Below are 17888 nucleotides of genomic sequence, written 5' to 3'. Positions count from 1 at the left end.
TCGTACGCGCTGGCGAGACCCTAGCGGGGTGCCGGGGCGGATGGAACGGGAAAGCTGAACTGGAGTCAGTTGTGCGGGCACAGCCGGGACAGGACGTCGGATCTTCGCTCGAAGCCGGGTCCGAGCGGGGAATCCTCAGGTCGGAGACGCTGCTCGTGCTCGGGCTGTCGCTGGGCGCCAGCGGGGTGTCGGCGCTGATCAGCTTCGTCGGTTCGCTGACCCGGCCCGGCGGGCTCAAGGACCAGGCGGCGACCCTGAACGGCTCGTACGCGCCCGGCCGGCCGTGGCTGGACCTGGCCTGGCAGCTGTTCGGGATCGCGACCGCGCTCGTTCCCGTCCTGCTGGTGGCGCACCTGCTGACCCGGGAGGGTGCCGGCGGGCTGCGCGCGCTCGGCTTCGACCGGTCGCGGCCGTGGCCCGACCTCGGGCACGGGGCACTCGTCGCCGCCGGCATCGGCAGCGCCGGCCTGGCCTTCTACCTGATCGCGCGGGCCTCCGGCTTCAACCTGACGGTGGTGCCGGAGGCGCTGCCCGAGGTGTGGTGGAAGTACCCGGTGCTGATCCTGTCCGCCGTGCAGAACTCGGTGGTCGAAGAGGTCATCGTGCTCGGCTACCTGCTGCGCCGGCTGGGGCAGCTGGGCTGGACGCCGATGGCCGCGCTGGTCGCCAGCTCGGTGCTGCGCGGCTCGTACCACCTGTACCAGGGCATCGGCGGGTTCATCGGGAACATGGTGATGGGCGCCGTGTTCGTGCTGCTGTACCGGCGGTGGGGGCGGGTCGGCCCGCTGGTCGCCGCGCACGCGCTGCTCGACGTCGTCGCCTTCGTCGGCTACGCGCTGCTGGCGGGGCACGTCGGCTGGCTGCCCACCCCGACGAAGGACTGAGCCCCCGGCCGGCTCACGGCCGGGTGAGGAGTTCGCCGTCGAGGACGGTGACGGCGCGGCCGGTCAGGAGGGTGCGGTCGCCGCGCAGGCCGACCCGGATCCGGCCGGTGCGTGCCGAACCCTGCTGCCCGGTGAGTTCCGTGCGGCCGAGGCGGGCCGCCCAGAACGGGGCGAGGGCCGTGTGCGCGCTGCCGGTGACCGGGTCCTCGTCGATGCCGCACGCCGGGAAGAAGCCGCGGGAGGCGAAGTCGTAGCCGCGGGCCGGGTCTTCGGCGGTGGCGGTGACGATCACCCCGCGCCGGGCGTACGCGCGCAGGGCGTGCAGGTCGGGGCGCAGCTCCCGGACGGTCCGCTCGTCGCGGAGCTCGACGAGCAGGTCGCCGATGTGCTCGGCGGTGTCGTGCACGGAGAGGATCTCCGCGCCGAGGGCCTCGGCCACGGCGGGCGGGGCCTCGACCGGGGTGAGGGACGAGGTCGGGAAGTCGAGGGTGAGCCGGCCGTCGTCGTGCGCCTCGGCGCTCAGGATCCCGCAGCGGGCGGCGAACCGGACCCGGCCGCTCGCCAGGCCGGTGGTGGCGAGCACGTGCGCGGTGGCCAGCGTGGCGTGCCCGCACATGTCGACCTCGGTGGCCGGGGTGAACCAGCGCAGCGCCCAGTCCGCGGGGCCGCCCGGTGGCAGCCGGTGGGCGAAGGCGGTCTCGGAGAGGTTGACCTCGGCGGCGACCTGCTGGAGCCAGCCGGCCTCGGGGAACTCCCAGCCGTCGAGGACGAGCACGCCGGCCGGGTTGCCGGAGAAGGGGCGGTCGGTGAAGGCGTCGACGATACGAATGCGCATGTCACGAACCTAGAGCGGGGGCCGGCCGGGGCGCCAAGGCCAATCCGGGGCGGGCGGCCTTGTCGTGAGCGCGGTACCGATATATCGTTGAAACATCGCAATCGGTCGATGATCGGTTGTGAGTGTTTCGCGACAGTGATGACGAACACCGACGGAAACGATGACGGAAGGAGCGCAGCCATGCGTTCACATGGACACGGACCGGTTCACGGGCACGAGTACGGACGGGGCCACGGCCACTGCGGGCCGGGTCATCAGGGCGCCGACTTCGACGGCCGGCGGGCGGCCTTCGGGCCGTTCGGCCCGCCCTTCGGCGGCGGTGGCGGCCCCTTCGGCCGCGGCCGCGGCGGACCGCACCGGCGGGCCCGGCGCGGCGACGTCCGGGCGTCGATCCTGGCGCTGCTCGCCGACCGGCCGATGCACGGCTACGAGATGATCCAGGAGATCGGCGAGCGCAGTGGCGGGGTGTGGAAGCCCAGCCCGGGCTCGGTCTACCCGACCCTCCAGATGCTGGAGGACGCGGGGCTGATCACCAGCGCGAGCGAGGGCGGCAAGAAGCTGTTCACGCTCACCGAGGCGGGGCGTGCCGAGGCCGGGTCGGGCCCGGACGCGCCGTGGGAGGAGGCCGGACGGGGCGTCGACCGCGAGTCGATGGACGAGATCCGGCAGGCCGGCTTCGCGCTGATGGAGGCGTTCGGGCAGGTCTGGAAGACCGGCTCGCCCGAGCAGCGGCAGAAGGCGGTCGCCGTGATCGGGGACGCCCGCAAGAAGCTGTACCTGATCCTGGCCGACGAGGACTGAGGGTCCGGGCGGCTCGCGTGCGACGGCGCCCCGCGGTGGTCCGCGGGGCGCCGTCCGCGTCTGTGGAACGGGGTGGGTGCGCCGGTCAGGCGACCAGGCCGGCGAGCTTGCGCAGCGACTCGGTGAGCGCGGCGGTCGCCGAGTCCTTGAGCTTGCCGGCCATCAGCGAGACCGCCGCGCCGGTGAACTCGCCGTCGATGCGGACCGTCGTCGCCTCGCCGTCGGGGACGAGCGTGTAGCGGGTGCCGACGATCACGCCCATCGGGCCCTTGCCGCGGATGGCGAGCACCCGCTCCGGCTCCAGGTCCTCGATCGTCCAGGTCACCTCGGCCGGGAAGCCCATCATCTTCATGTTCTCCTCGAAGGTGCTGCCCACCTCCAGGACCTCCGGGCCGCCCTTCGGGAATCCCGTGTGGGTCTGGCTCCACCGGCCGTACGCACTCCAGTCGGTCAGCTGCGACCAGACCTTCGCGGCGGACGCCTCGATCCGTGATTCCGCGGTGACTTCGGCCATGCGACCACCCCTTCTCGACGATTCGTGCCGCGGAACGTAGTGCGGACGGCCGGAACATTCAATACTGACGACCTGTCAGAAAAGCCGGGTGCGGAGGGGGCTGCCGCGGTGCCCGTCTCAACAGGCGTCACGGGGATGACGGTGCTGACGACGGCTGTCATGATGGCCCGATGCAAGCGTCTGGGAGAAACGCCGGACTGGGACTCGCGTTGGTCTCGGCCCTGGCTTTCGGTGGTTCGGGTGTCGCGGCGAAGCCGCTGATCGAAGCGGGTCTCGACCCGCTGCACGTGGTGTGGCTCAGGGTGGCCGGCGCCGCCCTCGTGCTGTCGCCGCTGGCGTGGAAACACCGCTCCCTGGTCCGGCGCCGCCCCGCACTTCTCGCCGGCTTCGGCCTCCTCGCCGTCGCGGGCGTCCAGGCCTTCTACTTCGCCTCCATATCCCGGATCCCGGTCGGCGTGGCCCTGCTCCTGGAGTACCTCGGCCCCGCCCTGCTGCTCGGCTACATCCGGTTCGTCCAGCGCAAGCCGGTCAGCCGGGCCGCCGCGGGCGGCGCCGCGCTCGCCGTCTCCGGCCTCGCCTTCGTCGTCGAGATCTGGGCGGGCCTCAACCTCGACCTGCTGGGCGTCCTCCTCGGCCTGGCCGCCGCCTGCTGCCAGGCCTGCTACTTCGTCCTCGCCGACCAGGGCAGCGACGGCAAGGAGGACGCGCCCGACCCGCTCGGCGTGATCGCGTACGGCATGCTCGTCGGCGCGCTGGTCCTCACCGCCATCGCCCGCCCCTGGAACATGGACTGGGACGTGCTCGGCGGCTCGGCCTCGATGAACGGCACCGAGGTGCCCGCCCTGGCGCTGCTCGGCTGGGTGGTCCTGGTCGCGACCGTCTTCGCGTACGTCACCGGGGTGGTCTCGGTGCGCCGGCTCTCCCCGCAGGTGGCCGGCGTGGTGGCCTTCCTGGAGGCCATCACGGCCGTGGTCTTCGGCTGGATCCTGCTCGGCGAGCAGCTGTCCGGACCGCAGATGATCGGCGGCGCGCTGGTGCTCGTGGGCGCGTTCGTCGCGCAGACCGCGCGGCCCGCGGCGGCTCCCGCCGAGCCGGTGGCCACGGGCGGGCCCACCGCCTCCGCTTCCGATGGCGATCCGGCCGCACTGGACCCCGAGCCGACCTCCGCATAGGGTGCTGGACATGTACTCGACCGTGCTTTCGCCGCCCGCCGCCTAGCGGGCGGCCGGCGTTCCGTTTTTCTTCAGCCTGCCCGGGCTCGGCCCCGGGCGGGCCGCTGCCGCCCGCGTCGGAACCCAGTGACCTTCCGTCCTGCCTTCCTGATGCCGCGGAGAAGCACCCGTGTCGAAGTCCAGCCTCCTTTCCCTTTCCCTGCCCGTGTCGCCGCTCGGGCGCAGCCTGCTGTCCCTGATCGTGGCCGGCGCCGCCTGGGGCACCGCCGGAGCGGCCGCCTCCCTCCTCTACCTCGCCAGCGACCTCGGGCCGCTCGCGCTCACGTTCTGGCGCTGCGCCGGCGGCCTGCTCCTGCTCCTCGGCGCGCTCGCGCTGCGGCCCCGCCGGACCGCGGCCGCCGGGCCCGGCCGGCGCTCGATGGCCGTCACCGGCCTGCTGTTCACCCTGTTCCAGGCCGCCTACTTCGCTGCCGTCCAGGAGACCGGGCTGGCCGTGGCCACCGTGGTCTGCCTCGGTGCCGGCCCCGTGCTGATCGCCCTCGGGGCCCGCATCGGCGTGGGGGAGCGGCTCGGGCCCGGCGGGGCGCTCGCCGTCGGCGGGGCCCTCGCCGGGCTCGCCGTACTGGTGCTCGGCAGCGGCGCCGGTGCGGTCCGGCCGCTCGGCATCGGCTACGCCCTGCTGTCCGCCGCCGGGTACGCCGGGATGACCCTGCGCACCCGGGCGGCGGGACGGCGCGGAGCCGCCGGCGACCCGCTCGTGACCACCGCCTGGTCCCTGGCCGTCGGCACCGTCGCCCTGCTGCCGCTTGGCCTCGTCGAGGGCCTGCTGCCGCACGCCGAGGCGCCGGGCCGGGTGCTGGGGCTGATCGTCTACATCGCCGCCGTGCCCACCGCGCTGGCGTACGCGCTCTACTTCACCGGGGCGGCGGCCGTGCGCGCCGCCACCGTGTCCGTGATCATGCTGATCGAGCCGGTGAGCGCGGCGGTGATCGCGGTGCTGCTGCTCGGCGAACGGCTCACCACCGGGACCGTCGCCGGAACGCTCCTGCTGCTCGCCGCGGTCGGTGCCCTCACCGTGGCCGAGTCCCGGCGGGCCCCGGCGGTGGCCGGGTAGGCACGGCGATGCCCGGGCAGCAGACCCCCGTCCGGCTGCCCGGGCCGTCTTGGGTGCGCCCGGCTCAGAGGGCGCCGACGTACGCCGGGACCGGCGTGCCCTCGGCCAGGTCGGCCGCCGGGACCGGGGTGCCGTAGGTGCGCGGGACCGGGACCACACCGGCCCAGTAGGGGAGCGACAGGTCCTCGGGGTCGTCGTTCGGGCCGCCGCTGCGGACCTTGGCCGAGACTTCGAGGAGGTCCAGGCGGATCACGGCGGTGGCGGCGAGCTCCTTGGCGTTCGCGGGCCGGGAGTCGGCCGAGCGGCCCGGCACGACCTGGTCGACCAGGGCGTCCAGCGCCATCCGGCGCTCCGCCTCGTCCGTGACCTGGTAGGCCGTGCCGTGCACGACCACCGAGCGGTAGTTCATCGAGTGGTGCATGGCCGAGCGGGCCAGCACCAGCCCGTCGACGTGGGTGACGGTCAGGCACACCGGCAGCCCGGGGTCGGGCGCGCCGCCCGCCATCCGCAGGGGCCGGGATCCCGTCGAGCCGTGGACGTACAGGGTCTGGCCCACCCGGCCGTAGAGCGTCGGGAGGACCACCGGCGCGCCGTCGCGGACGAACCCCAGGTGGCAGAGGTATCCCTCGTCGAGGATCGCGTGCACGGTCTCGTGGTCGTACGCGGCCCGCTCCCGGGAGCGGGTGGGCACCGTGCGGTCGGTCGGCGCGTAGGACCCGGTGGACGTCTGGGGTTCGGTGTCGACGGACATTGCGGACTCCATTGCACTAGTGCATACTTGGCTTTGTGCTAGGAGAGTACCTGATCACCGGACGCCGTGCAGCGGAGATTGCCGACAGCGTCGAGCAGGGGGTGGGCGCCGGCGCGCTCGCGCCCGGCGCCCTGCTGCCGCCGATGCGCGCACTCGCCGCCACCCTCGGCGTGAACCCCAACACCGTCGCCGCCGCCTACCGGACCTTGCGCGAGCGCGGGGTCATCGAGACCGACGGGCGCCGTGGCAGCCGGGTCCGGGCCCGCCCCGCCACCGCGCCCCGGGAGTCGATCCGGGTCGACGTGCTGCCCGGGACGCGCGACCTGGCGGCCGGGGACCCCGACGTGGCGCTGCTGCCCTCGCTCACCGAGGCCCTCGCCGCGGCCGCCCGCATCAACGAGGAGCGGCCCGGCCTCTACGCCCACGGCGCCTCCGTGCTGCCGGAGCTGGAGCGGCTGGCCCGGGCCGGCTTCGAGGCCGACGGCGTGCCCGCCGGTCCGATCGCCGCGACCTCCGGCTCGCTCGACGCGATCGAGCGGGCCCTGACGGCCCACCTCAAGCCCGGGGACGCGGTCGCCGTCGAGGACCCGGGCTGGGGCGCCCTCCTCGACCTGCTGCCCGCCATGGGCCTGCGGCCCCTGCGGATGCCCATGGACGAGGAGGGGCCGCAGCCCGACGGGGTGGCGAAGGCCCTCGCCGACGGTGCCCGGGCGCTGGTCGTCACGGACCGGGCCCAGAACCCCACCGGCGCCGTGGTCACCGCGGAGCGCGCCGCGGTCCTCCGGGAGCTGCTGGCCGGGCATCCGCAGGTGCTCGTGATCGACGACGACCACGGGCACGCCATCGTGGACCAGCCGCTGCACGCCCTCGCCGGGGCCACCGAGCGCTGGCTGATGGTGCGCTCCACCGCCAAGGCGTACGGGCCCGACCTCCGGCTGGCCGTGGTCACCGGGGACGCCACCACCCTGGACCGGATGCGCGGCCGGTTCCGGCTCGGGCCCGGCTGGGTCAGCCGGCTGCTGCAGAACGCGGTGGTCCACCTGTGGTCGGTGCACGCGGTGGATCCGGCCGCGGTGGCCCGCTCGTACGGCCGCCGCCGGGAGGCGCTGATCGGGGCGCTGGCCCGGCGGGGCGTCGAGGCGTACGGGCGCAGCGGGCTCAACGTGTGGGTGCCGGTGCCCGACGAGACGGGGGCGGTGACCCGGCTGCTGCAGGCGGGCTGGGCGGTGGCGCCGGGGGCCCGGTTCCGGGTGGCCAGCGGGCCGGGGATCCGGCTGACGGTGTCCACGCTGACGGAGGCCGAGATCGAGCCGCTGGCCGACGTGGTGGCGGCCGCGGCCCGGCCGGCCCCGCCGGGGCGCTCGTACTGAACCGTCCCGGCCGGGCCGCACGGGGGCGGACCGGCCGGGACGGGGGAGCCGTGCGGTCAGGCCGCGCGGGCGCGGCCGCGGCTCTGGGTCAGGGCCGCGCCGGCGAGCACGACCAGCGCACCGACCGGGGTGTTCCAGCCCACCCTCTCGTCCAGCAGCAGCACGCCGGCCGCGGTGGCGATCACCGGGATGAAGTACGTGACCATCTGGGCGGTGGTCGGGCCGACCTCGGTGACCAGGCCGTACTGCATCTGCAGCGCCAGGCCCGTGCCGAGCGCGCCGAGCGCCAGCACCGCGAGGGTGGGCCACAGCGGGAAGCCGGCGGGCGCCCCGGTGACGAACGGGGTGACGACCGCCAGCTGCGCGGTGGCCAGGGCCAGCTGTCCCGCGGTCAGCGCGAGGGGCGAGCCCGGGGTGCCGGTGAGGGTGCGCCGCACGTAGATCCAGCCGACCGGGTAGCAGAACGCCGCCAGCAGGGCCATCGCCGTGCCCGCCGGGTCCACCCCCGCGAAGCCCTGCCAGGCGCCCAGCACCGTCAGCACCCCGAGGAACCCGAGGCCCAGTCCCGCGACCCGGCGCCGGGTGGGCCGGTCCTCCGAGAGCGCGACCAGCGAGAGCGCCATGCCCCACAGCGGCGAGGTGGCGTTGCAGATGCCCGCCAGGCTGCTGGGGATGGCCAGCTCGGAGTACGCGAAGAGCGTGAACGGCAGCGCGTTGAGCAGGACGGCCGCCACCGCCAGGTGGCCCCAGGTGCGCAGCCCGCGGGGCAGCGGCTCGCGTCGGACCAGCAGGGCGGCGCCGAGCACGAGCGCGCCCGACAGGACCCGGCCGAGCGACACCTGCATCGGGGCGTAGCCCTCGGTGCCCACCTTGATCAGCAGGAAGCTGAAGCCCCAGATCACCGACAGCACGCCGAAGCGGATCCGCCAGTCGAGGGCGGACTTCGGGGTGGCGGCCGCCCGCGCCGCGGGCGCGGGGGCGGAGGAGGGGGAGGCGGAGGCAGGGTCGGCCGGCCGGTGCTGCGGTGCTGCGGGTGCGCTCATGCCCCTACCCTGTGGGCGTCAACCTCTTAGCACAAGCGAGATTTCATGGACCCCATCGCGTAGTGTTACTTACATGTTGAACCTGGAGCGCCTGCGCACCCTCGACGCCCTCGCCCGCCACGGATCGGTCAGCGGCGCGGCGGAAGGACTCCACGTCACCACCTCCGCCGTCTCCCAGCAGATGGCCAAGCTGGAGCGCGAGGTCGGGCAGCCGCTGGTGGCCCGCAACGGCCGCGGCATCCGCCTCACCGACGCAGGCCTGCTGCTGGCCGGACACGCGGCCCGGATCATCTCCCAGGTGGAACTCGCCCAGGCGGACGTCGAGGCCCAGCGCGGCCGGGCGGTCGGCGAGCTGCGCGTCGCCGCCTTCCCGACGGCCCTGCGCGGCCTCTTCCCCACGGCGCTCGCCGCCCTCCGCCGGGACCACCCGGACCTGCGGGTGTGCACCCGCGAGGCCGAACCGGAAGAGAGCCTGGCCGCACTGGTCCGCGGTGACTTCGATCTCGCCGTCGCGATCGACTGGCACAACAAGCGCATGCCGGTGCCCGGCGGACTGCTGCGCGCGCCCCTGCTCGACGACCTCGCCGACGTCGCCGTGCCCGCGGACCACCCGCTGGCCGGCCGTACGGAGGTCTCCCTCGCGGAATTCGCGGAGGACGACTGGATCTCCTGGAACGAGGGCCAGTTCTGCCACGAATGGCTCGTCTTCACCCTGCGCGGCGAGGGCATCGAGCCGCGGATCGAGCACATCGCCGAGGAGCACCACACCCAGCTGGCGTTCGTCGCGGCCGGTCTCGGCGTCTGCGTGACCCCGCGACTGGGGCGCGGGCACGTACCGGAGGGGGTGCGGCTGCTGCCCGTGCGCGATCCGGTCCGGCGGCACATCTACGCCGTCTGGCGGGCCGACGCCGACCGGCGGCCCTCGGTGCGCGCCGCCCTGGCCGCCCTGCAGGCGGCCGGCGCCGCGCACCCCGCACCTGCCCCGGCTTGACGGCCCCGGGCGGCAGGCGTAGTCCGCAAGGGGGGACCCGTCCGCCCCGCCAGGGGCAGGAGTGGAGTCCGTCATGCCGGGCGAGCAGATAGGCGAGGAACAGGGCCGCATCACCGGCATGCGCGTGCTGGCCGCCGACGGCGGGCACGCCGTGGTCGGGGCCTCGTTCCAGGGCGCCGGCGCCCTGCGGGGCAAGCCGGTCAAGGACATGGGCACCTACGAGTCGGTCGTACGCGCCGACGGCACGCTCTTCGGCGACGGCCAGGGGGTCGTCACGACCGGCAGCGGCGAGGTGCTCACCTGGCACGGCTCCGGCGTCGGGCGGTTCACCGAACCGGGCGGCGTGAACTGGCGCGGCGCCATCTTCTACGAGGCGGCCGCCGGCGGGTTCGAGGGGCTCACCGGCATCTCGGTGCTGTTCGAGTTCGACACCGAGGAGAGCGGCGAGGTCACGGCCCGGCTCTTCGAGTGGACGTGACCGCCCGGCACGGGCCCGCCCTCAGCGCTTGCGGAAGTCCCATGAGACCACCGACTCCGGGGTGAGCCGGATCCAGGCGTGCCGCCCGTCGTGGGGCATGTCCGGGATGCCGAAGTTCTTGGCGGGGAAGATCCGTTCGGCCTCCGCCAGCTCCGGGCAGGGCTCCCCGGTGCGGGGGGCCTCGCCCACGAACACGGCCGTGCCCGTCAGCTCCACCCCGCGCAGTTCGTCGTACGACTCGCCCGCGTCCACGAGCACCGAGATCCGCGGGTCCTTGCGCAGGTCGGCCCAACGGCGGCTGCGGGTCAGCGAGTACAGCCACAGCGAGGTGCCGTCCCAGGCGAACCACAGGGCGCCCGCGTGCGGCCTGCCGTCGGGGGAGACGGTCGCGACCCGGCACGTGCGCTGCTCCGCGAGGAATGCGTCCACCTCCTCGCCGGTCATCATGATCCGCCGGCCGTGCCGCTGGGTCTCGTCCATCTGCCCGCCACCCCTTCACATCTGACTGTGTGTCAGGAAGCATGGGGGATCGGCCGCAGCGGCGCAATCGCACAGGGGGAGAACCGCCATGGACCCGGACGACCGGATCGCCGCCCTGCTCGACCCCGCCCGCACGGTCCTGCTGACCGTCGAGTGCCAGCAGGGCGTGGTGGGACCCGACAGCGCCCTCCCCGAACTCGCCAAGGAGGCCCGGGAGTCGGGGATGCTGGAGCGGGTGGCCGCACTGGTGCGCGCCGCGCACCTGGCCGGCGTCCAGGTGGTGCACGCGGTGGCCGAGCGGCGGCCCGACGGGCGCGGGGCCAACGACAACGCCCGCCTGTTCCGGGCGGCCGGCCGGCTGCCCGTGCAGCAGCTCAGCGGCAGCCCGGCGGTACGGGTGGCCGACCCCGTCGAGGTCGCCGAGGAGGACCTGGTCGTGCGGCGGCTGCACGGGCTCTCCCCGATGGCCGGAACCGACCTCGACCCGCTGCTGCGCAACCTCGGCTGCCGCACGCTCGTCGTCACCGGCGTCTCCTCGAACGTGGCCGTCCCCAACACCGTCTTCGACGCGGTGAACCTCGGCTACACCGTGGTCGTGCCGGCCGACGCGATCGCCGGCGTGCCGGCTGCGTACACCGCCGAGGTGCTCCGCAACTCCCTCTCCCTGGTGGCCACCGTCACCACCGCGGAGGCGGTGGCGGCCGCCTGGCGGCCGGCGGGCTGAGGGCCTCAGGTCCCCCGGGCCGGCGGGAAAGCCGTGGCTGCTCCGGCGGGCAGCCGGTTAGCCTGGGGAAATGCTGTCCGAAGTCATCGCGACCCGCTACGTCACGCCCCTGCGTGAGGGCGGCTCGCTCCCGGGGATCGTCGAGGGCGACGACCTCGGGACCTACGTCATGAAGTTCACCGGAGCCGGGCAGGGGCGCAAGACGCTCGTCGCCGAGGTCGTCTGCGGGCGGCTGGCCCAGCGGCTGGGGCTGCGGGTGCCGCGGCTGGTGCAGATGCAGCTCGACCCCGTGATCGGGCTCGGCGAGCCGGACCAGGAGGTGCAGGAGCTGCTCAAGTCCAGCGGCGGACTGAACCTCGGGATGGACTACCTGCCCGGCTCGATCGGCTTCGATCCGCTCGCGTACCAGGTGGACCCGGCCGAGGCCGGGCGCGTGGTGTGGTTCGACGCGCTGATCAACAACGTCGACCGGTCCTGGCGCAACCCGAACATGCTCGTCTGGCACGGCGACCTGTGGCTGATCGACCACGGCGCGACCATGATCTGGCACCACAACTGGCCGGGTGCCAAGACCGCCGCGGACAAGCCGTACAACGCATCCGACCACGTCCTCGCCCCGTTCGGCCCGGACCTCGCCGCGGCGGCCGCCGCCCTCGCGCCGCTGGTCACCCGCGAGCTGCTGATGGAGGTCGCGGCCGAGGTGCCGGACGAGTGGCTGGTCGACGAGCCCGGCTTCGGCTCTGCCGACGAGGTCCGGCGGGCGTACGTCGATACGCTGCTGCCGCGGGCGGCGGTCATCCACGAGCGGATCTCGATGGAGGCCCGGGCCAAGGCCCCGTCGGGCCCGCCGGGCTGGCTGACCGACCACCTGACCGAATGGCCCCACAAGAAGAAGAGCGACAGCAAGTGAGCAAGCGGGACGTCTTCGAGTACGCACTGGTGCGGGTCGTGCCCCGGGTCGAACGCGGCGAGTGCTTCAACGCCGGAGTGATCGTCTACTGCCGGGCCAAGTCCTTCGTGGCCGCCCGCACCCACCTCGACGAGGCCAAGCTCCTCGCCCTGGATCCCGGAGCCGACGTACCGGGCGTACGGGCGGCCCTGCACGGGGTGCAAGGGGTGTGCACGGGCGGCGAGGCGGCCGGGCAGGCCGCCGGCGACGACGCGGGACGGCGGTTCCGCTGGCTGATCGCCCCGCGCAGCACCGTCGTGCAGCCGGGTCCGGTGCACACCGGGCTCACCGCCGACCCCCAGGCGGAGGTGGAGCGCCTGCTCGACCTGCTGGTCCGCTGATCCGCAGGACGGGTCCGGGCCCGAAGCCCTGGCAGCCGGGTGCCGTTGACACCGGGTGCCAGGGCTTCTAGCGTCTCCAGCGCTGAACCTACTAAGCGGTTGCTCATGGATGGGCGGCCGTGTCTCAAGGGCGAGGAGAACCAGCATGTCCACCACCGAGCAGCGCGTAGCGATCGTGACCGGGGCGGCCCGGGGCATCGGCGCCGCCACTGCCGTACGCCTGGCCGCCGAGGGCCGGGCCGTCGCCGTCCTCGACCTCGACGAGACGGCGTGCAAGGACACCGTCGAGGCCATCACGGCGGCGGGCGGCACGGCCCTCGCGGTCGGCTGCGACGTCTCCGACGCCGCGCAGGTGGAGGCGGCGGTCGCGCGCGTGGCGGAGACCCTGGGCGCGCCCGTGATCCTCGTCAACAACGCCGGCGTGCTCCGCGACAACCTGCTCTTCAAGATGAGCGACACCGACTGGGACACCGTCATGAACGTGCACCTGCGCGGTGCGTTCCTGATGGCGAAGGCCTGTCAGAAGCACATGGTCGACGCGAAGTTCGGCCGCATCGTGAACCTGTCCAGCAGCTCCGCGCTGGGCAACCGGGGCCAGGCGAACTACGCCGCGGCCAAGGCCGGTCTGCAGGGCTTCACCAAGACGCTCGCCATCGAACTGGGCAAGTTCGGCGTGACCGCCAACGCGGTCGCCCCGGGCTTCATCGCCACCGAGATGACCGCCCAGACGGCGGCCCGCGTCGGCATGGGCTTCGAGGACTTCCAGGCCGCCGCCGCCACCCAGATCCCCGTCGCGCGCGTCGGCGTGCCCGACGACGTCGCCAACGCCATCGCCTTCTTCACGGGCGAGGCGGCCGGCTTCGTGTCCGGCCAGGTCCTGTACGTCGCCGGCGGCCCGCTCAACTGACGGAGGCAGGGAACATGACCGCAGTGCCCGACAGCGGGAAGGCCGCCCTCGTCACGGGGGCGAGCCGCGGCATCGGCTACGGGGTCGCGGAGGCGCTCGTCGCCCGCGGCGACCGCGTGTGCATCACCGGACGCAACGAGGACGCCCTCAAGGAGGCCGTGGAGCGCCTCGGGGCCGACCGGGTCATCGCGGTGCCCGGCAAGGCCCACGACGAGGCCCATCAGGCCGTGGCGGTCGAGCGCACGATGGAGGCCTTCGGGCGGGTCGACTTCCTGGTGAACAACGCCGGGACCAACCCCGTCTTCGCCCCCCTCGCCGACCTCGACCTCGGTGTGGCCCGCAAGGTCTACGAGACCAACGTGATCTCGGCGCTGGGCTTCGCGCAGCGCACCTGGCACGCCTGGCAGAAGGACCACGGCGGCGCGATCGTGAACATCGCGTCGATCGCGGGGGTGTCGGCCTCGCCTTTCATCGGGGCGTACGGCATGAGCAAGGCCGCGATGATCAACCTGACCCTCCAGCTCGCGCACGAGATGGCCCCGGGGGTCCGGGTGAACGCCATCGCCCCGGCGGTGGTCAAGACCAAGTTCGCCCAGACGCTCTACGAAGGGCGCGAAGCGGAAGCCGCCGCGGCCTATCCGCTGGGCAGACTGGGCGTACCGGCCGATATCGGAGGTGCTGCCGCATTCCTCACATCCGACCAGTCGGAGTGGATCACCGGACAGACTTTGATTGTTGATGGTGGAATCTTTCTGAATGCCGGAGTTGGATGACCGTTAATCGGACGAATTCACCTCCTGACCGGTGCAAAATGCATCCCTAATCTGCACGGAACCGGTCAAGTGCCCCACGGGTCCCTCCCCCTTGGATTCGTGGGGCACTGCGGTATCGTTCGCCGATCCCCTGGCTGATCGAGGAGCGTGCACGTGTTCAACCGGACCAGATGTCTGCAGACCGCTGCGGCCCTTGCGTCCATATCCCTGCTCGCCGGTTGCGGCCTGCTTTCGGAAGACGACGAAAAGGGCAATCAGAAGATCGTCGTCGGCACGACAAGCAAGCCGACCACCCTCGATCCCGCAGCGGCCTGGGACGGTTCCTGGGAGCTTTACCGGAACGTCTACCAGACCCTTCTGAGCTTCCCCACCGGCTCCGCCAAGCCGATGCCGGACGCCGCCCAGAGCTGCGAGTTCACCGACTCCGGCAACGAGTCCTACCGCTGCACCCTGCGCAAGGGGCTGAAGTTCTCCAACGGCGAGCCGCTCGACGCCGACGCCGTCAAGCACTCCTTCGACCGGATCTTCACGATCGGCTCGAAGGTCGGCCCCAAGGACCTCTTCGGCAGCCTCGACAAGGTCGAGGCCAGTGGCGACCTCACGGTGGTCTTCCACCTGAAGACGCCCGACGCGACCTTCCCCTTCGTCCTCGGTTCCCCGGCCGCCTCCCTGGTCGCGCCGAAGGACTACCCGCTCGACAAGCTCCGCGAGGACGGCAGGGTCACCGGCTCCGGCCCGTACGTCCTCAAGCAGTACGAGGACGGCAAGCAGGCGGAACTGGTCCGGAACCCGGACTACAGCGGCTTCGCCGACCGCAAGAACGACGCCGTGACGATCCGGTACTTCGAGGACTCGAAGGACATGGTCGCCGCCCTCAAGAACAAGGACATCGACGCCACCTACCGAGGCCTGACCGCCGACCAGATCAAGGACCTCAAGAGCTCAGAGTCCCGCAAGGCGGGCGTCCAGCTCGTCGACAACGTGGGCTCCGAGATCCGCTACCTGGTCTTCAACCCGGCCGACGGCGCCGCCGCCAAGCCCGCCGTGCGCGAGGCCGTGGCCCAGATCATCGACCGCAGCGCCCTCGTCGCCAAGGTCTACCCGGGCATGGCCGAGCCGCTGTACTCGATGGTCCCCAAGGGCGTCGCGGGCCACAAGACGCCCTTCTACGACCGGTTCGGCCACCCCGACGTGGCGGCGGCCAAGAAGATCCTGCGCAAGGCCGGGATCACCGACACGGTCGACCTCACGCTGTACTACACGACCGACCGCTACGGCTCCTCGACCGCCCACGAGTTCGCCGAGCTCAAGCGGCAGCTGGAGGCCAGCGGCCTGTTCAGGATCACCCTGCGCGGCCAGCCCTGGAAGTCCTTCCAGGCCGGCTACAAGAACGGCGAGTTCCCGGTCTTCGGCCGCGGCTGGTTCCCGGACTTCCCGGACCCGGACAACTTCATCGCGCCGTTCGTCGGCAAGCAGAACGCCGTCGGTACGCCGTACGAGGCCAAGAAGATCACGGACGAGCTGCTGCCCAAGTCCCGCCGCGAGAGCGACCGCGGGGCCGTCGACACCGAGTTCGCCCAGGCCCAGCAGATCCTCGCCGAGGACGTCCGCCTGCTGCCCCTGTGGCAGGGCAAGCTGTACGTGGCCGCCGGCGAGGACATCGGCGGCGCCGAGCAGGCCCTCGACCCGCAGACCGTCATGCAGGTGTGGGTGCTGTACCGCAAGACCAGCTGGTAACGAGGCCCCGGGGAGCCGGGATCCGCAGGCGGGTGAGCCACTGTCAGTGGCCGCCGGTAGGTTCGTGTCGTGCGTTGCAGAACGCCGCGAAGCGCTACCGGAGGTTGTTGACGTGACCGAGATCCTGCCCGAGTCCTGGCTCCCCGTCCTCGGCGGCGAACTGGAGCAGCCCTACTTCAAGGAGCTGACCGAGTTCGTCGAGAAGGAGCGGGCCAACGGGCCGGTGTACCCGCCCCGCGACCAGGTCTTCGCGGCCCTGGAGGCCACCCCGTTCGACCAGGTCAAGGTCCTGGTGCTCGGGCAGGACCCGTACCACGGCGCCGGCCAGGGACACGGGCTGTGCTTCTCCGTGCAGCCCGGGGTCAAGACCCCGCCGTCGCTGCGCAACATCTACAAGGAGATGCAGGCCGAGCTGGGCCTGCCGATCCCGGACAACGGCTACCTGATGCCGTGGGCCCGGCAGGGCGTCCTGCTGCTCAACGCGGTCCTCACGGTCCGCGAGGCCGAGCCCAACTCGCACAAGGGCAAGGGCTGGGAGAAGTTCACCGACGCCGTGATCCGCGCCGTCGCCGAGCGCCCGGACCCCGCCGTCTTCGTGCTCTGGGGCGCCTACGCGCAGAAGAAGCTCCCGCTGATCGACGAGGAGCGGCACGTCGTGGTCAAGGGCGCCCACCCCTCCCCGCTGTCCGCCAAGAAGTTCTTCGGCTCCCAGCCCTTCACACAGATCAACGAGGCCGTCGCCGCGCAGGGCCATGAGCCGATCGACTGGCGGATCCCGGACCTGGGCTGACGCCGGACCGCGCCTGGGCGGGAATGCGTCGGCGGCCGGTTAGCGTCGGGACGATCCCATCGGGCGCACGCCGCAGGAGGCCGCAGTGACGGAGCAGCAGGAGGCGTCCCCGGACGCCGTCATGACCAGGATCGGCCAGGCGATCATGCTGCTCCACGCCGGCGACCGCGAGGAGGCCCGCAACCGGCTGGGCGCCATCTGGACGGAGATCGGCGCCCACGGCGACCCGCTGCACCGCTGCACGCTGGCGCACTACATGGCCGACGCGCAGGACGACCCCGCGGACGAGCTGGCCTGGGACCTGCGGGCGCTCAACGCGGCCGACGGCCTCGCCGACGACCGGCCCGCCGGCCGCGAACCCGCCGCCCCCGTCCGCTCGCTCTACCCGTCCCTCCACCTCAACCTGGCCGCCGACTACCTCAAGGTGCAGCGGCCCGAGGCGGCCCGGGTCCACCTGGCCCGGGCCCGCGCCGCCTCCGCCAACCTGCCGGACGACGGCTACGGCAACGGGGTGAGGGCCGCCATCGCGCGCCTGGAGCACCGGCTGGGGCCGGACGGGGGCGGCACCGGCCCGGGGACCTACCCGGGCCGGTTCACCTGACGGCGATGCCCGGCCGGCCCCGGGCGGCCGACCGGCGGCGGGACCCGGCCGGCCGTGGTCACTCCCCGTAGACCCCCGAGCAGATCCGGGACTCGGGGCTGTTCTTGCCCCAGTTCCCGTACTTGCGGCCCAGGGCGCACACGTCCGCCGCCTCCGCCGGCAGCTGCGGCAGGTCCTTCAGCTTCGGCGTCCGCGCCTTGGCCTTCCCGGGCCGGTCCGGGTGCTCCGGATGCTCCGGATGCGCCCGCCCGGCCGCCGGGGCCGGGGCCTGCGCGGGCGGCTGCGGATCGTCGGCCAGGCCGGCGGCCGGGATCACCGGCGCGGGCTCCGCCCGGCGGGCCGAACCCGCCGGACCGGCCGCTCCGGACGCCTTCCGGTCCGCCCCGCCGGCTGCGGCGGCCGGACCGGCCTCCACGGCCTCCAGCGCCTCCAGGGCGGGCGCCTGCACGACCACCGGCTCGGGTGCGGCACCACCCCGCGGGGCGTGCCCGGGAGGCTCCGCGGAGGACGCCGCGGGCTGCACCGCCGCAGGGTTCACATTCACACAGCCGGAGACCGCGGAGACCGCACAGGCCACCCCGAGCAGCAGCTTTGTCGTGGTTCGGTTTCGATGCACCCGGGCAACTCTGCTGT

General features: G+C 73.3%; 21 protein-coding genes. 15 read left to right on the top strand and 6 right to left on the bottom strand.

Translation table 11 applies throughout. From position 1 onward, the window contains the following. The first annotated feature begins 71 nt into the window (after window positions 1-71). Window positions 72-884 carry a CPBP family intramembrane glutamic endopeptidase gene (locus LG634_RS28250; RefSeq protein WP_226737706.1) on the top strand — a complete coding sequence of 271 codons (813 nt, stop codon included), beginning with the start codon at window positions 72-74 and terminating at the stop codon, window positions 882-884. Between the two features lie 13 nt (window positions 885-897). Here LG634_RS28250 and LG634_RS28245 read toward each other — a convergent pair whose 3' ends face one another. After that, window positions 898-1719 carry a PhzF family phenazine biosynthesis protein gene (locus tag LG634_RS28245; RefSeq protein ID WP_226737704.1) on the bottom strand — a complete coding sequence of 274 codons (822 nt, stop codon included), beginning with the start codon at window positions 1717-1719 and terminating at the stop codon, window positions 898-900. Window positions 1720-1899: 180 nt separating this feature from the next. Here LG634_RS28245 and LG634_RS28240 point away from each other — a divergent pair, with 180 nt between their 5' ends. Next, the gene (locus LG634_RS28240) at window positions 1900-2520 is read left to right on the top strand and encodes a PadR family transcriptional regulator (RefSeq protein ID WP_226737702.1); all 621 of its coding nucleotides are present in this window, start codon (window positions 1900-1902) and stop codon (window positions 2518-2520) included. 85 nt (window positions 2521-2605) lie between these two features. On the opposite strand, the gene LG634_RS28235 is transcribed toward LG634_RS28240, so the two are convergent. Continuing rightward, window positions 2606-3034: a type II toxin-antitoxin system Rv0910 family toxin gene (locus tag LG634_RS28235; RefSeq protein WP_226737700.1), complete on the bottom strand. Its 429-nt coding sequence runs from the start codon at window positions 3032-3034 to the stop codon at window positions 2606-2608. A 170-nt stretch (window positions 3035-3204) separates the two neighbouring features. On the opposite strand from LG634_RS28235, the gene LG634_RS28230 reads away from it, so the two are divergent. After that, a complete protein-coding gene (locus LG634_RS28230) occupies window positions 3205-4206 on the top strand; it encodes an EamA family transporter (protein ID WP_226737697.1) in 1002 nt (333 codons plus the stop codon). A 169-nt stretch (window positions 4207-4375) separates the two neighbouring features. Next, window positions 4376-5320, top strand: a complete 945-nt coding sequence (locus LG634_RS28225; RefSeq protein ID WP_226737696.1) for a DMT family transporter — start codon at window positions 4376-4378, stop codon at window positions 5318-5320. A 64-nt stretch (window positions 5321-5384) separates the two neighbouring features. Here the strand turns inward: LG634_RS28225 and LG634_RS28220 are convergent, their stop codons facing one another. Beyond that, entirely contained in the window at window positions 5385-6083 is a 699-nt protein-coding gene (locus tag LG634_RS28220) for a pyridoxamine 5'-phosphate oxidase family protein (RefSeq protein WP_372482507.1), read from the bottom strand. Window positions 6084-6106: 23 nt separating this feature from the next. Here LG634_RS28220 and LG634_RS28215 point away from each other — a divergent pair, with 23 nt between their 5' ends. Next, window positions 6107-7441: an aminotransferase class I/II-fold pyridoxal phosphate-dependent enzyme gene (locus LG634_RS28215; RefSeq protein ID WP_226737691.1), complete on the top strand. Its 1335-nt coding sequence runs from the start codon at window positions 6107-6109 to the stop codon at window positions 7439-7441. Window positions 7442-7497: 56 nt separating this feature from the next. Here the strand turns inward: LG634_RS28215 and LG634_RS28210 are convergent, their stop codons facing one another. Continuing rightward, a complete protein-coding gene (locus LG634_RS28210; RefSeq protein ID WP_226737689.1) occupies window positions 7498-8484 on the bottom strand; it encodes a DMT family transporter in 987 nt (328 codons plus the stop codon). Window positions 8485-8557: 73 nt separating this feature from the next. Between LG634_RS28210 and LG634_RS28205 the strand changes: the two genes are divergently transcribed. Both LG634_RS28205 and LG634_RS28200 read left to right on the top strand, forming a co-directional pair. Beyond that, a complete protein-coding gene (locus tag LG634_RS28205) occupies window positions 8558-9475 on the top strand; it encodes a LysR family transcriptional regulator (protein WP_226737687.1) in 918 nt (305 codons plus the stop codon). A gap of 73 nt (window positions 9476-9548) precedes the next feature. After that, window positions 9549-9953, top strand: a complete 405-nt coding sequence (locus LG634_RS28200) for a hypothetical protein (RefSeq protein ID WP_226737685.1) — start codon at window positions 9549-9551, stop codon at window positions 9951-9953. Window positions 9954-9974: 21 nt separating this feature from the next. On the opposite strand, the gene LG634_RS28195 is transcribed toward LG634_RS28200, so the two are convergent. Continuing rightward, window positions 9975-10433, bottom strand: a complete 459-nt coding sequence (locus tag LG634_RS28195; RefSeq protein WP_226737683.1) for a pyridoxamine 5'-phosphate oxidase family protein — start codon at window positions 10431-10433, stop codon at window positions 9975-9977. An 88-nt stretch (window positions 10434-10521) separates the two neighbouring features. Between LG634_RS28195 and LG634_RS28190 the strand changes: the two genes are divergently transcribed. The 8 genes from LG634_RS28190 to LG634_RS28155 all read left to right on the top strand — a co-directional run bounded on the left by LG634_RS28190 (window position 10522) and on the right by LG634_RS28155 (window position 17255). Continuing rightward, entirely contained in the window at window positions 10522-11157 is a 636-nt protein-coding gene (locus LG634_RS28190) for a cysteine hydrolase family protein (protein WP_226737681.1), read from the top strand. Window positions 11158-11227: 70 nt separating this feature from the next. Further along, the gene (locus LG634_RS28185; protein ID WP_226737679.1) at window positions 11228-12067 is read left to right on the top strand and encodes a HipA family kinase; all 840 of its coding nucleotides are present in this window, start codon (window positions 11228-11230) and stop codon (window positions 12065-12067) included. Next, window positions 12064-12447, top strand: coding sequence for a DUF3037 domain-containing protein (locus tag LG634_RS28180; protein WP_226737677.1), 384 nt, complete (start codon window positions 12064-12066; stop codon window positions 12445-12447). The genes LG634_RS28185 and LG634_RS28180 overlap by 4 nt, the downstream gene beginning before the upstream one ends. Window positions 12448-12592: 145 nt before the next feature. Beyond that, the gene (gene fabG, locus LG634_RS28175; RefSeq protein ID WP_226737675.1) at window positions 12593-13354 is read left to right on the top strand and encodes a 3-oxoacyl-ACP reductase FabG; all 762 of its coding nucleotides are present in this window, start codon (window positions 12593-12595) and stop codon (window positions 13352-13354) included. 14 nt (window positions 13355-13368) lie between these two features. Then, complete coding sequence (locus LG634_RS28170; RefSeq protein ID WP_226737673.1) at window positions 13369-14127, top strand: SDR family oxidoreductase; 759 nt, start codon at window positions 13369-13371, stop codon at window positions 14125-14127. Window positions 14128-14280: 153 nt separating this feature from the next. Then, window positions 14281-15864: an ABC transporter substrate-binding protein gene (locus LG634_RS28165; protein ID WP_226737671.1), complete on the top strand. Its 1584-nt coding sequence runs from the start codon at window positions 14281-14283 to the stop codon at window positions 15862-15864. 112 nt (window positions 15865-15976) lie between these two features. Beyond that, window positions 15977-16654, top strand: coding sequence for a uracil-DNA glycosylase (locus LG634_RS28160; protein ID WP_226737669.1), 678 nt, complete (start codon window positions 15977-15979; stop codon window positions 16652-16654). A gap of 85 nt (window positions 16655-16739) precedes the next feature. Then, complete coding sequence (locus tag LG634_RS28155; protein WP_226737668.1) at window positions 16740-17255, top strand: hypothetical protein; 516 nt, start codon at window positions 16740-16742, stop codon at window positions 17253-17255. Between the two features lie 58 nt (window positions 17256-17313). Here LG634_RS28155 and LG634_RS28150 read toward each other — a convergent pair whose 3' ends face one another. Further along, window positions 17314-17871 (bottom strand): hypothetical protein, encoded by a 558-nt coding sequence (locus tag LG634_RS28150; RefSeq protein ID WP_226737666.1) that lies wholly within the window; start codon window positions 17869-17871, stop codon window positions 17314-17316. Window positions 17872-17888 lie beyond the last annotated feature (17 nt).

This window comes from Streptomyces bambusae (assembly GCF_020532645.1).
In the GTDB taxonomy this organism is placed as follows: domain Bacteria; phylum Actinomycetota; class Actinomycetes; order Streptomycetales; family Streptomycetaceae; genus Streptomyces; species Streptomyces bambusae.
The sequence above is the reverse complement of the archived record's forward strand: the minus strand, read 5'-3'. Positions and strand labels throughout refer to the sequence as shown.